The following is a 12,955-nucleotide window of genomic DNA, read 5'->3' on the forward strand; positions in this document are numbered from 1 at the left end:
TTATTTATTAAAATATCCATTAGGATATTTACCATTTCATACTATGTCTGTACTGTAATATCAATTTTGAAAAGATATATCAAATTTTCTTCTTAATGGTTCATCTGCAAAATATAACTCAAATTTATAATCTTTTTTTAAAGTATCATTAGGATTAGTTGTTCAAATAGTTTGAACACCTCATTCAACTTGTTTATGTGGAGTTAAATAATATTTAACTCCACTAACATTATGGGTAAGCACCCCCCCCATGATTAATCCTATTGTTCCGGTTGTAGCACCAGTTAGTGCTAATGCTAATGTTATTTTACTTAAATTTGTTTTTATTCATGTTTTCATCTTAAATTACTCCTTTTTTCCTTGATTTTACTTATAAATTGTACTATTTTTGATTATTTTTACAAGTATGCTTTTAAATGCAAAATAACGCCTAAATTAAAGGCGTTTATTTTATAAGACCTATACTATTAATGATATTAAACTTGTTTATTATATAGCAAATGTGAAGATACTTTTTTTCACAGTAGCATTATTTTTACCCCTAATTACATTTTTATATGGATATAGTGCATAAAATAATGCATCATAAGGGTCTTGATACATATTTCTGTCAGGAATGTTAGTTTTTGTTTCATCATAACGTAATTCTTCTAAACATTGAGTAGTTTTTGGTAAATCATCTTTATTAGCATAAAAGTTTCCATAACTCATAATATTTCTCATTCAAACTACTCTATTAGTTAATCCTGCTTCTTGATTTAAATTTGAAGCATGTTTAATTGCAGTTTGTGTTATTAAAATAGTATTATGTTCATCTATTAATTTTTGATTTAATCAATCCATTGCTGTTCTTGCTTTATCATCATAAAAATAAATTACTTGGTCAAAATTTGCAAAATTATCCATTAGTCCTAAAATTTCATTTGCATAAGCATTAATTTTTTCATTTTCATTTATAAAATCATTTGGTGTAACTACTAATTCACAAATAATATAAGCATCATAATAACCAGTATTATTATATTCTTTAAAACCAACTACCATAAATACAGTATGGTCTTTTGGTCCCGTAGCTCAATCAATACCAACACTATAAAAATCAAATTTATAAATATCTTTTTCTTGATTATAAAATTGTTTTAAATCATATGATTGTCAATATTTTACTGTTTTTTGAAATGGAAAAATTGTTGCATCACTATCTAAAAATTCAAAACCATAAAAAACAGTATTAAATTCATCAGGATTACTTTTTTTCATTTCTAATAATGTTCTTTTTTGAATATCTGGTAATTTATTTCAAAATGGTTGAATAGTAAATCTTAAAACAAATAAACCTAAACCACTAAACATATCTTGATTTTCATAATAAATTTTGCCAACTTTTTTAAGATTTTCCATCACTTTATCATTTAATGGTAAAAATGGCGTACAGTATTTTAAATAAAATGGATGATATTTATCATAAGGATTACATGTAAAAGTAATAAAGAAACTTTTATAAAAATAGCGAGTAATCTTTTTTCCAAAATTAGGACTATATATATTTTTATCAATAAATGTTCAACTTCATTCTTTAATAGGTTCTTTTGATACTTTAATACGATTACTTCTAAACATAGAGTTTTGTAAACGTTCATATCGATATGTTAATTGCTTTTCTGTTAACGTTTCTTTTTCTTCTGCCATGATTATTTCATCTGTTCTTGAACCTAAAAAACTTGACCCACCTGCTTCTTTTCCAAAAATCTTATTACCATTAGCATAACCAATAAAGTCAATTTGTTGATTATTAGGAAAAATAATACAACCACCATCCTTAGTAATTTTTCATTTAATACCATGTGGATTATTAGGTAATAAATTAATATGATATGTATCTAATAAAACTTGACAAACATTCATTAAAGCACCAATTGTCGTTTCACTATGAGTATTTTCATAGCGCCTTACTTCTTGAACACTACTATCACTAAAATTACAGCATATAAATAAATCAAATGCTAAACAGTTTCAAGTTTTTCTTGTTCCACGTGCGGTGGGTATAAAACGATAAAAACAATTAGTAGTAAAATATTCTGCTCATTCATCACCAACAAATTGTTTAAAAATATCTCAACTAAAACCATAATTATTATCACTAAAATTAAGATTATATTTTTTATTTAATTGTGCATAACTACTAATAAAAGCCATATTTACTCCTTATTTTTAAAAAAAATTAAAATTAAATTATTAACAAACAAAAATTTAGAAAGGAACATTAAAAATGTTTATACTACCATTCGCTAATCATTTTGATTGAGACAAACACGATTTTAATCAAGATGAATTAAGTTTAAAACAAACAGAAGAACTATTTGCAAAAATAGATGATTATTTATGAAGTATATGTGATAAATCTGAATATAAATCATATAGATTTAGAAAAAGAAAATTAAAAGCAAAAAAAGGTTTATTAACTTATAAACGACGTATTTGTACACATTATAACCCAAAAACACAAAAAAAGGAATTTGTTTCATTGCTAGATAATTATCTTGGTGTTAAAAAATATAGTAAACTTGCACCAAATGTTATTAAACAAATTTTAAAATATTTTACTGATGATAAAAAGTATCGTGATGTTTGTGATACTTTTATTGAAGATTTAATAAGTAATAGTACAGTTTGTAGAACATATCAAAAATTTGAATTACCAAAAGTTAATATTCCTAAAATAGTATTACAACCAAATCAAACTTTATATATAAATATTGATGATGGGCATAGAAAATTTAAGTTTAATGAAAAACACAATACTAAAAATTGTAAAAAATGTTCTATGAGATTAATAGTATTTTGTACTGGTAAAAAGAAAAATGGAAAATTAATTAATAAAAGAGCTGCATGTCAAATAAGAGTATCAAAAACAGAAATTGGTGCCGAAAAAACTGCAAAATTAATTGAAAAATATGGTAATTTATTTTTTGAAAATTTTGAACAAGCAAATTTAGTAGTTTGTGGAGATAGCGCAAAATGAATTAGAAAAACTGCTACAATTTTAAATGCTAAATTTATTTTAGATAAATTTCATGCTTTTCATGTTTTATTTCTTGGCATAATGGCAGGAAGAAAAAAAGATAAAATTGCTAAATTACACTATCAAAATGCAATAAATTTATTTGAAAAAGGTCAATATTATGAATTAATTGATTTTTTACAATCATTAACTTTAAAATATAAAAAATTAAAAGTTGGTTATTTTATTAATGGAAAAGATGGTGTATTAAACCAAGCACTAGTTGAAAATATTGGTTGCTTTACTGAAACTAATATTAAACAAATTTTAAAAAAAATGATTGGTGATAGAACCTATAACATTGATATGTATACAAAAATGGTTAATTTTAAATGCTATCAAATAAATACTGCCATCCAGTTATTATAAATTAAAATTAAAATTTTAAAAAAATGAAAAATAAAATAAAACTTATTAAAGTTTTCTTTAATAAGAATTTTTGTGTTATAAAAGTAAGTATTATTGTTGACTAATATTTTTCAAGTGTTAAGATTAACATACAATTGCATATTGAAGTCAAAATTATTCTCGTCTAACTTTATAATTTTAAGACAAATTTGAATATTATTGACAACATCGGTACGCTCCCGATTTTTTTAATAAAAAAATTGTTGATATTTTTGCTGATAATGGTAAAGTGCATGATTTTCAAATATTAAAAAATTCAAATCTTGAATTTTCAGAAAAAACAATAATTATTGGTGATTTAGGATATCAAGGTATACAAAATATTTATAAAAATACAATAATACCAATTAAAAGAACTAAAAATAAAAAATTAACTAAACAAGAAAGAAAATACAATAAGATTGTATCTAAAATTAGAATTAAAGTTGAACATGTCTTTGCTTGATTGAAAAGATTCAAAATTTTAGTAAATAAATGTAGAAAATCTAAATTTAGACTTATGTACTTAAGATTTAACTTACTTTGTGAAATTTTTAATAAAATAAAACCATTAAAATAAAAAAAATATTAAAAATATTTTTTTAAAATTTAAATTTTTATCGAGTTAATATAAAAATATTATTAACAATTTTTTGTTTAAAATGTAAACTCATTTTTTAAACTATTTTTTCAAAAAATATTTATTTCTATATTCAATAACACTAAATAGTTTTAAAACAATTTTATTGATAATTAATTAAATTTAATTACGGAATATGTCCTTAGAAGAAGCTAATAAAGAAATTGAAAAATTAAAAAAACAATTAAATGAAAAAGATAATAATGAAATAAAACCTAATCCTAAAATTGAATTATTAAAAGAGAAATTAGAAAGACTTGAAAAGAAATTAAAAGAAAAGGAAAAAGAAATTCAAAATATTAAAAATGATCCAGAGTCATTAGAGGACTTAGAAGCTAATATAGAAGAAAAAGAAGCTATTGAAAAACAAATCAAAATAGTGGGCGCATCACTTTAACCCTTGGATTCATAATTGGATAACAAAGAACGATATAACTATCGTTCTTTTTTGTTAAAAGATTAAAACTTCATAAAACTGTCGTAGAAGTCTAATAGTGAGTACTTTATGTAAATACTTCTATATCAGTATAAAAGAGCATTTAATGTTAAGCAAGTTAAAATGTTACACTGTATCGCTTAATGTAATTATAGATTAATTTGAATAGCCTTATTATGGCTCAGTAAAGAACCCATTAATCTAATTAATAATTACATTTGTATTATTTAAAAAAATAGGGGGTTTTATATATAAATACATACCTCATTAACAATATCATAACACAATAAATAAAATAAAGGAGAAAAATAAATATGGCATACGTTTATTTAATAAAATATCAAGTTAATTATACAGATGAAACAAAATATAAAGTTTTTTCTACATTTAAAGATGCTAATAATTTTCATAGAAATTATAAACATCATTTATTAGAAAATGCTTTTATTACACATTATGAAATATTAGTAATGGAATTAGATATGGAATATACAAATCAAAAACTAAATTAATGAAAGGAAAATAAACATGAAATGTTTTAATTGTAAAGAAATAATAGCTACATGCATGGTTATTTCACATTTAAATCAAGATAAAATTTTAACTTATGAAGGTCAGCAATTTATTTATCATTATCACTGTTATAGAGAATTATTTGATTAATGAAAGGAAAAAATATTTATGGAATATAGAGAATATAGAATTGTTGGTTCTTGTGATAAATGTAGAAAACAATCTTCTTTTGGTAATAGATTATGTAATAAATGTTTTTGAATATTAATAGGTAGAAATAAATATGAGTAAATTAATTTTTAAAAAAGAAACACATCAATATTTTTTAGAAGATAAAGAATTAATTTCAGTTTCTAGAATTATTGATAATTATTTAGGTTTTGGATATAGTCATATAGCACCAGAAGTATTAAAAAATGCTTCAGTTCGTGGTAAATGAGTTCATAAACTTAATGAATTATATTTACAAAATATTAATCAAGAAAATATTATTAATAATTTATTAAAAAAATTAAAACCATTAACTAATAATATAAATTATTCTTATTGTAAAAAATCACTTATATTTTTAAAAGAAAAATTTATAGATAAAAATAATTATGAATTTATTATAGAAAAACCTATTACTGATACTTTAGTTGCAGGAACACCAGATTTAGTTTATTTAGATAAAAAAGAAAATAAGTATTATTTAGTAGATTATAAAACTTATGCTTGTATTGATGAAGATAAATTAAAAAGAATTAAATTACAATTAACTGCTTATTATTGTATGTTACTTGAAAATGGCATAACTCCATCTTATAAAACTTATGTTTATTTAACTAATAAAAATACTCAACAAGAATTAGAAATTGAAATATCAAATGAATTAATAAATGAATGATTTAAAGCAAAAATAAAATATTTTAAAGGAGAAGATAAAAATGGAATATAAATTGGAATATTGTAAAAATAAAAAATGTAATTTTAATGAATTATTAGTTAAAAATCTTAATGCTAGAATTGAATTTTTAGAATATCAAATTGAAGAAATTAATTTAAATCAATTAAATTTATGAGAATTAGATGTTTTAAGAGGTCAAATTAAAGAATTAAATATTTTGAAAAATAATATTAAAGAATGATTAAGAAGAAATAAAAATGATTAACGAAAAAACAATTAAAGAAAAAACTATTTATTCTTGTAATTCAATTGAATTTGATAAATTACCTAAAAAATTAGACAGTAATCTAAATAATTGAATTGAGATTAATAGTCATTTAATAGTTAATCCTAGTAAAAATATTGAAGTACATTTAGATAATAGATTTAAAACAATTAAAAAATGATAGGAGTAACTTATGGATAAGAAAAGTTCTGGTATGGATAAATCAATTTTAATTTTATTAAAACAATTAGGAAAAATTAATAAAAAATTAGATGAAATTTTAGAATTATTAAATAAAAAAGGAGAAGAAAATAATGAGTAATGATTTAACTAATAATAAAAATTCATTAATTATTGAACAATGATTTACTAATAAAAATCAAAGTAATAATATGAGTGACAAAGAAGTACAAAGATTTAAAAGTAATGCTTTAGCAATTAAAAATCAATTAGGTTTAGCAAAAACTAGTTTAACTACAATATTAGAAGCATGTTATCAAGCAACATTATTACAATTACCATTAGAAAAGAATTTTGGTTATTGTTGAGTTGTACCTTTTAATCGTAAATATAAAGATGAAAAAGGTAATTGAGTAACTGTTAAAGAAGCACAGTTTCAAATGGGATATAAAGGTTATATTCAATTAGCACAAAGAAGTCAACAATATAAAAAAATTAATGTTATTGAAGTTAGAGAAGGAGAATTAAAAAAAATTGATTATTTAAAAGATGAAATAAAATTTAAATTTATTGAAAATCCTATTGAAAGATTAAAATCAAAAATAGTAGGTTATTGTGCTTATTTTAAATTAAAAAATGGTTTTGAAAAAAATTTATATTGAACAACTGAACAAATAATAGAACATTTTAATAAATATAGTAAAACATATAAAAAGAATCAAAAATTTATTGTTAGTGATTTTGATAGTATGGCTAAAAAAACTGTATTAACTCAATTATTAAGAAAATGGGGAATTATGTCAGTTGATATGCAAACTGCTTATGAAAATGACCAAGCAATCATTACTGAAAATGAAAAAATATATATTGATAATCCAAATAATCATATTATTGATATTATTGATTCAAATCCTAAGTTTAAAGAATATCGAAATACTATTGATGCTATTACAAATAATTCAACTGATAATACTGATATAAATTCTACTTTATCTAAATTAAAAGAATTAGAAAAAGAAGAAGAAATTATAGAAAATTTTGAAGTTTAATAAGGAGTAAAAAATAATGAATAATCATGAAAATTGTATTAATAAAGAAAAATTACTTGAATATATTAATGAAAGATTAAAAAATGCTGAAGAACAATATAATGATGAATTTTATAAAGATTTAAAAGAATATATAAAAGGTGAAATGGATTTTATTAAAATTTTATGAATTGCAGTAAAAGAAGGTGAATTTGATAATGAATAATTCTAAACAGAAAAATATAAATTTAGGAATTAATTATAAAAATGCTTGATTAACATTTATTAGTGCAAATTGACATAAATGTAAAAATAAAAAATATAAATGCTATTGAAAAGATAACTCTATTGACATATTCACATTACTAGAATTGTATTTTAATTTTTCAAATACATGTGAACTAAATAACTTAACAAGAATTAAAGAAGTTGGTGATTTTGATAATGAAGCCACTTAGCCACTTAGCCACTTAGCCCTTTTTACTAGACCATTAATTTAAAAAACCTGAATGTATTCTAAAAACAATTGTGTTATATAATTAACACTAATTTTAACCTGAAAGGATTTTTATTAATGGATAAAATTAAACAAATAGCATTAGTAATTAACAAATTAAATATCAAAGAAAAAATTAAAATTATTGATGATTGTAAAAATCAATATTCAATTAGAAACCTATGTCAATATCTTCAATTAAACAGATCAACATATTACTTTTTAAAAAATAAACAAAAACCTATTAAAAAAGAAGAAAATCATATTATTAAATGCAATCATAAATATCAAAAAATATGCCAACTTTTAATCGAATTTCATTCTACAAGAAAAGGCAGAATTTATGGATATTTAAGAATTTTTTCAGCTTTTAAAGAGTGATTAAAACAAGAAAAAAATATCATTTTAAATATAGAATTATCAATAAAACAAATGCGAAAAATTATGAAAGAACACAATATTCAAGGATTAAAACAAACTAAAAATAACTATCCTAAAAACAAAAAAAATCCAAATAAGTGAATACCTACAATGGATAAAGTAAACAAAGATTATAAAAGTACAACCTCTTCAAATCAAATTTGATCAATGGACACTAAACAAATAAATACTAAAGAAGGATGATTATATCTTTTTGTAATTATTGATTTTTATTCAAATAATGTTGTTAGTTATAATATTGCTCCTAATAAATCATATCAGGATTTAATTCTTCCTGCTCTTGAAAAAATCAACAAACAATTTTCTTGAAATCAAGTAAAAAATGTTATTTTACATTCAGATAACGCCAACGAATTTTATTGTCAGGATATCACAAAATGAGCAGAGGATAAACAAATAATTTTAAGCAAAAAACAACCTTATGATATTGGTGGTAATGTATTATCTGAAAACTGATTTTCTCATTTATCTCAAGAATGACTACCTAAAGGATCAAATCAATATTTATCCATCAATGAAGCTATAAATGATGTAAATCAATATGTTATGTTTTACAATTATGAAAGAATACATTCTAAATTTCTAAAACCACCAATTTTACAAATTAAAATTTAGAATTTTATATCAAAAATGGTCCAGTAATTAAGGGCCAACCACCTCTTGTGAATGTAAATATTTACAAGTTATTTTACTACCATTAAATTCAATAGTTTTTTTAGTTTCACTAATAATAAAATTAATACTAGGATAAGTTGCTCTAATAATTTGTTTTAATTCTTGTCAACTATCATTTAATTGTTTTGACATATTACGAATTAAATAAGCATGAATATTAATATTATCTAACATTAATAAAATACCTAAGAATTCAATATCACTAAATGTTTTACCAGATTTACGACTACCTAATTGTTTAATTTTATTAATATTTAAAGATTGTTTTAAATACATTCTTTTAGCAATATCTAATAAATAACCAAAATTACTTAACATTTATTCTTACCTTTATTTTCTAAACTAATTGCTATAGGGGCTGTATTATCACTACTTTTTATATCAATTTTTGTAGATAAATGATATTCTTTCACAAACGCTCTTTCTAAATATCATGCAGTATTATTTGCATTTGCTTTTAAATATCTTTGTGTATTAATATGGCGTATTTGTAAATATGCTCAATTAATTTGTTGTAAAAAAGTATTTCTCTTTTTTTGTTTTCAACTATAAAGAGTATTTTCTGTAATATCTAAATAAACTAACATACCAACTTTAGTCGGCACTTCTTCAGTTTTTTTTACATTCCTTAAAATATTCTTCTAATTTTTCTTTTAATGCTTTTGCATCATTAAAAATTGTTCTTATTTTTATTTTTTCTTCTTGCACATAAAAATCTCCTTTCATATGCTTTAAAAAACAAAAAATTATGATATAATTAATATAATCTTTAAGTTAGACTTCGCTAGTAATAACTTATTAACTTTATTAATTAGTTCATATATTCTTTTATTTAATTTTTATAATATAATTATAACAAAAAATAACAAATTAATTGTTATTTTTTTCTTTTTCTTTAATTTTCTTATCTCTTCATTCTCTATATTCTTTAGCAGTAAGTTTATTTTTTTCTTCTTTCATTATTTTTTTAGATTGTTTTATTTCGTTTCTTATTTTTGATAGTTTTTCAGAGTTTTCTAAAAAATTACCTTCCAACATTATTTTAATATTTCATAAAATTGCTCATCCAATAACTAAACCTAATATGTTCAAAGTAATAAACAAAATTATTATTCCAATTGCGTTATTTTTAAAACAATATTTAATACCATAATTTATTAATCAAGACCAAATAACTACTACTATTACTCCTAATAATATTCATAATGCTATCATTTAGTATTTTTTCCTTTTCTATTTATATTTTTCTTTATTGTACATTATTTTATTAAAAAAGAAAAGATAACTAATAAAAGTTATCTTTTAAACGTAAATAGAATTTGCAGTTTATTTTATGGTTCTTTAATATTATACTCTAAAACCAAACATTTTTCAACAATATTTTAATAAATTTGATACAATTTTTGAGTTAAAAAATAAATAGAAAGGTGTTAAAAAATGTTTAGTTTTAAAGGATTTCTAAAATCTGAAATCAGTAATATTTTAGCAAAATATTTTCAAAAAATCCATAATTTTGATGAATATTTTTTTCTAAATAGAGATAAAAATCAATATAAAGTTGCTTGAACATGTAATAGAACAGTAAATACTCCAATTGGAATGGATACTTTTAGACAAAGAGTTTATTGAGATAAAATTAATAAAAAAACTTATTATCCAATTTATGAAGAATTTGGTATTAAAAAAAGAGCAAGAATTACTAATGATTTATATTTTGATATATTAGATAATTTAATTGAAAATTTAATAAGTAAAAAAGTTTATTTTAATATTCAATCAGAATTTAAATATACTTCTTTTTCTAAAAATCTTATTTCAAGGATTTTTAAAGAAGCAAAAATTGAAAAATGAATACCAGAAGAAAAATTTAAAGTATTAGATAATCAAAAATTAAATATATGTGCAGATGATGCTTTTGTTACTTGTTGAGATGAAAATGGTATAAAACAACAATATTGTTGTAGACTTTTAACTTTTAATTTAGGAAGAAAAGAAATTTATTCATATAGAAATAAATTAGATAAGAAAATAACTTCATTTATGTTATTTAAAGTTAATCATGGTTTAAATCAACATGAATTATATCAATTTACAACACAAACTATTCTTAATCATTATGATATTAATTTAAATATATTAGGTGTTCAATGAGAATATCATAATTATAATTTAGTGGTTGCTGGTGATGGTGCATTATGAATTAAAGCAATGGCAAGTTGATTGGGATGTTATTATATTTTAGATAAGTTTCATGCATTTAGTTATTTATGAAAGTCTTTTGTTGGAGTTCGTGGTAAGAAAAAAGAATCTCATGACTGAAAAAAATTTTTAGATTCTTCAACTACTTTTTCAAATGGTAATTGTAATAAATTACTTGTTTTTTTAAAACTTAATGTTAATACTAAAACTTATAATTATTTTAAAAATAATGCTCATGGTATTGTAAATCAAAATGCTTCTTGAAATATTGGTTGTAGTGCTGAAAGTGATGTATATCATTTTTTAAAATCTTTAACTAATGGAGCAAAAATATATAATTATCAAACATTAAATAATATGTTAATAGCAAAAGCAAATTATTTAAATGCTAGAAGTTATCTTAATAGTACTTAATAAGTTAAAATTTTATATTTTTAAAGTCTAATTTTAAGATTAGGATTTTTGTTTTATTTAAATGTAATTTTGTAATTATATTTTTTAATATTTTTAAAATTTATGGTACAATTTAATTAACAAAGGGTGGTTGGCCCTTAATTACTGGACCATTTTTGATATAAAATTCTAAATTTTAATTTGTAAAATTGGTGGTTTTAGAAATTTAGAATGTATTCTTTCATAATTATAAAACATAACATATTGATTTACATCATTTATAGCTTCATTGATGGATAAATATTGATTTGATCCTTTAGGTAGTCATTCTTGAGATAAATGAGAAAATCAGTTTTCAGATAATACATTACCACCAATATCATAAGGTTGTTTTTTGCTTAAAATTATTTGTTTATCCTCTGCTCATTTTGTGATATCCTGACAATAAAATTCGTTGGCGTTATCTGAATGTAAAATAACATTTTTTACTTGATTTCAAGAAAATTGTTTGTTGATTTTTTCAAGAGCAGGAAGAATTAAATCCTGATATGATTTATTAGGAGCAATATTATAACTAACAACATTATTTGAATAAAAATCAATAATTACAAAAAGATATAATCATCCTTCTTTAGTATTTATTTGTTTAGTGTCCATTGATCAAATTTGATTTGAAGAGGTTGTACTTTTATAATCTTTGTTTACTTTATCCATTGTAGGTATTCACTTATTTGGATTTTTTTTGTTTTTAGGATAGTTATTTTTAGTTTGTTTTAATCCTTGAATATTGTGTTCTTTCATAATTTTTCGCATTTGTTTTATTGATAATTCTATATTTAAAATGATATTTTTTTCTTGTTTTAATCACTCTTTAAAAGCTGAAAAAATTCTTAAATATCCATAAATTCTGCCTTTTCTTGTAGAATGAAATTCGATTAAAAGTTGGCATATTTTTTGATATTTATGATTGCATTTAATAATATGATTTTCTTCTTTTTTAATAGGTTTTTGTTTATTTTTTAAAAAGTAATATGTTGATCTGTTTAATTGAAGATATTGACATAGGTTTCTAATTGAATATTGATTTTTACAATCATCAATAATTTTAATTTTTTCTTTGATATTTAATTTGTTAATTACTAATGCTATTTGTTTAATTTTATCCATTAATAAAAATCCTTTCAGGTTAAAATTAGTGTTAATTATATAACACAATTGTTTTTAGAATACATTCAGGTTTTTTAAATTAATGGTCTAGTAAAAAGGGCTAAGTGGCAATCATAGAATTTGCAGTTATATTGTTAATGTTACTCATAATTCTAAGGGTTAATCTCATACGTCCTTTGTTATTGAAA

20 protein-coding genes are annotated in these 12,955 nt (G+C 21.1%); 14 read left to right on the top strand and 6 right to left on the bottom strand.

Translation table 4 applies throughout. From position 1 onward, the window contains the following. Nucleotides 1-339 carry a hypothetical protein gene (locus tag AAHM89_RS06415; protein ID WP_342267293.1) on the bottom strand — a complete coding sequence of 113 codons (339 nt, stop codon included), beginning with the start codon at nucleotides 337-339 and terminating at the stop codon, nucleotides 1-3. 150 nt (nucleotides 340-489) lie between these two features. Further along, nucleotides 490-2,196 (bottom strand): hypothetical protein, encoded by a 1,707-nt coding sequence (locus AAHM89_RS06420; RefSeq protein ID WP_342267294.1) that lies wholly within the window; start codon nucleotides 2,194-2,196, stop codon nucleotides 490-492. 73 nt (nucleotides 2,197-2,269) lie between these two features. Here AAHM89_RS06420 and AAHM89_RS06425 point away from each other — a divergent pair, with 73 nt between their 5' ends. The 13 genes from AAHM89_RS06425 (at nucleotide 2,270) to AAHM89_RS06485 (ending at nucleotide 8,948) form a co-directional block, all read left to right on the top strand. Then, nucleotides 2,270-3,430: an Mbov_0401 family ICE element transposase-like protein gene (locus tag AAHM89_RS06425; RefSeq protein ID WP_342265768.1), complete on the top strand. Its 1,161-nt coding sequence runs from the start codon at nucleotides 2,270-2,272 to the stop codon at nucleotides 3,428-3,430. Nucleotides 3,431-3,677: 247 nt separating this feature from the next. After that, on the top strand, nucleotides 3,678-4,028 hold the full coding sequence (locus tag AAHM89_RS06430; RefSeq protein ID WP_342267299.1) for a transposase family protein: 351 nt from the start codon (nucleotides 3,678-3,680) through the stop codon (nucleotides 4,026-4,028). Nucleotides 4,029-4,224: 196 nt separating this feature from the next. Next, the gene (locus AAHM89_RS06435; RefSeq protein ID WP_342265769.1) at nucleotides 4,225-4,485 is read left to right on the top strand and encodes a hypothetical protein; all 261 of its coding nucleotides are present in this window, start codon (nucleotides 4,225-4,227) and stop codon (nucleotides 4,483-4,485) included. Between the two features lie 353 nt (nucleotides 4,486-4,838). Beyond that, a complete protein-coding gene (locus AAHM89_RS06440) occupies nucleotides 4,839-5,036 on the top strand; it encodes a hypothetical protein (protein ID WP_252320513.1) in 198 nt (65 codons plus the stop codon). A 169-nt stretch (nucleotides 5,037-5,205) separates the two neighbouring features. Continuing rightward, on the top strand, nucleotides 5,206-5,328 hold the full coding sequence (locus AAHM89_RS06445) for a hypothetical protein (protein WP_342265770.1): 123 nt from the start codon (nucleotides 5,206-5,208) through the stop codon (nucleotides 5,326-5,328). Beyond that, nucleotides 5,321-5,974, top strand: coding sequence for a PD-(D/E)XK nuclease family protein (locus AAHM89_RS06450; protein WP_342265771.1), 654 nt, complete (start codon nucleotides 5,321-5,323; stop codon nucleotides 5,972-5,974). The genes AAHM89_RS06445 and AAHM89_RS06450 overlap by 8 nt, the downstream gene beginning before the upstream one ends. Further along, nucleotides 5,964-6,188, top strand: coding sequence for a hypothetical protein (locus AAHM89_RS06455; RefSeq protein ID WP_174480767.1), 225 nt, complete (start codon nucleotides 5,964-5,966; stop codon nucleotides 6,186-6,188). Before AAHM89_RS06450 ends, AAHM89_RS06455 begins: the two co-directional genes overlap by 11 nt. Beyond that, entirely contained in the window at nucleotides 6,181-6,372 is a 192-nt protein-coding gene (locus AAHM89_RS06460; protein WP_342218829.1) for a hypothetical protein, read from the top strand. Before AAHM89_RS06455 ends, AAHM89_RS06460 begins: the two co-directional genes overlap by 8 nt. A 9-nt stretch (nucleotides 6,373-6,381) precedes the next feature. Further along, the gene (locus tag AAHM89_RS06465) at nucleotides 6,382-6,510 is read left to right on the top strand and encodes a hypothetical protein (protein WP_342265772.1); all 129 of its coding nucleotides are present in this window, start codon (nucleotides 6,382-6,384) and stop codon (nucleotides 6,508-6,510) included. Beyond that, nucleotides 6,503-7,417 (top strand): recombinase RecT, encoded by a 915-nt coding sequence (locus AAHM89_RS06470; RefSeq protein ID WP_342265773.1) that lies wholly within the window; start codon nucleotides 6,503-6,505, stop codon nucleotides 7,415-7,417. Before AAHM89_RS06465 ends, AAHM89_RS06470 begins: the two co-directional genes overlap by 8 nt. Nucleotides 7,418-7,433: 16 nt before the next feature. Continuing rightward, nucleotides 7,434-7,622 (top strand): hypothetical protein, encoded by a 189-nt coding sequence (locus AAHM89_RS06475; protein ID WP_342265774.1) that lies wholly within the window; start codon nucleotides 7,434-7,436, stop codon nucleotides 7,620-7,622. Further along, a complete protein-coding gene (locus AAHM89_RS06480) occupies nucleotides 7,615-7,854 on the top strand; it encodes a hypothetical protein (RefSeq protein WP_342265775.1) in 240 nt (79 codons plus the stop codon). The genes AAHM89_RS06475 and AAHM89_RS06480 overlap by 8 nt, the downstream gene beginning before the upstream one ends. 116 nt (nucleotides 7,855-7,970) lie before the next feature. Continuing rightward, nucleotides 7,971-8,948 carry an IS3 family transposase gene (locus AAHM89_RS06485; RefSeq protein ID WP_342265776.1) on the top strand — a complete coding sequence of 326 codons (978 nt, stop codon included), beginning with the start codon at nucleotides 7,971-7,973 and terminating at the stop codon, nucleotides 8,946-8,948. A gap of 27 nt (nucleotides 8,949-8,975) precedes the next feature. On the opposite strand, the gene AAHM89_RS06490 is transcribed toward AAHM89_RS06485, so the two are convergent. The 3 genes from AAHM89_RS06490 to AAHM89_RS06500 form a co-directional block, all read right to left on the bottom strand. Next, nucleotides 8,976-9,326, bottom strand: coding sequence for a hypothetical protein (locus tag AAHM89_RS06490; protein WP_342265777.1), 351 nt, complete (start codon nucleotides 9,324-9,326; stop codon nucleotides 8,976-8,978). Then, a complete protein-coding gene (locus tag AAHM89_RS06495) occupies nucleotides 9,320-9,595 on the bottom strand; it encodes a hypothetical protein (RefSeq protein WP_342265778.1) in 276 nt (91 codons plus the stop codon). Before AAHM89_RS06495 ends, AAHM89_RS06490 begins: the two co-directional genes overlap by 7 nt. A 283-nt stretch (nucleotides 9,596-9,878) precedes the next feature. Next, nucleotides 9,879-10,223 carry a hypothetical protein gene (locus tag AAHM89_RS06500; RefSeq protein ID WP_342265779.1) on the bottom strand — a complete coding sequence of 115 codons (345 nt, stop codon included), beginning with the start codon at nucleotides 10,221-10,223 and terminating at the stop codon, nucleotides 9,879-9,881. A gap of 222 nt (nucleotides 10,224-10,445) precedes the next feature. Here AAHM89_RS06500 and AAHM89_RS06505 point away from each other — a divergent pair, with 222 nt between their 5' ends. Next, on the top strand, nucleotides 10,446-11,621 hold the full coding sequence (locus AAHM89_RS06505; protein ID WP_342265780.1) for an Mbov_0401 family ICE element transposase-like protein: 1,176 nt from the start codon (nucleotides 10,446-10,448) through the stop codon (nucleotides 11,619-11,621). 168 nt (nucleotides 11,622-11,789) lie between these two features. Here AAHM89_RS06505 and AAHM89_RS06510 read toward each other — a convergent pair whose 3' ends face one another. Beyond that, a complete protein-coding gene (locus tag AAHM89_RS06510) occupies nucleotides 11,790-12,767 on the bottom strand; it encodes an IS3 family transposase (protein ID WP_342265776.1) in 978 nt (325 codons plus the stop codon). Between the last annotated feature and the right edge of the window lie 188 nt (nucleotides 12,768-12,955).

The sequence above is a fragment of the Spiroplasma endosymbiont of Villa modesta genome (assembly GCF_964030925.1).
Lineage (GTDB): Bacteria > Bacillota_I > Bacilli_A > Mycoplasmatales > VBWQ01 > Spiroplasma_E.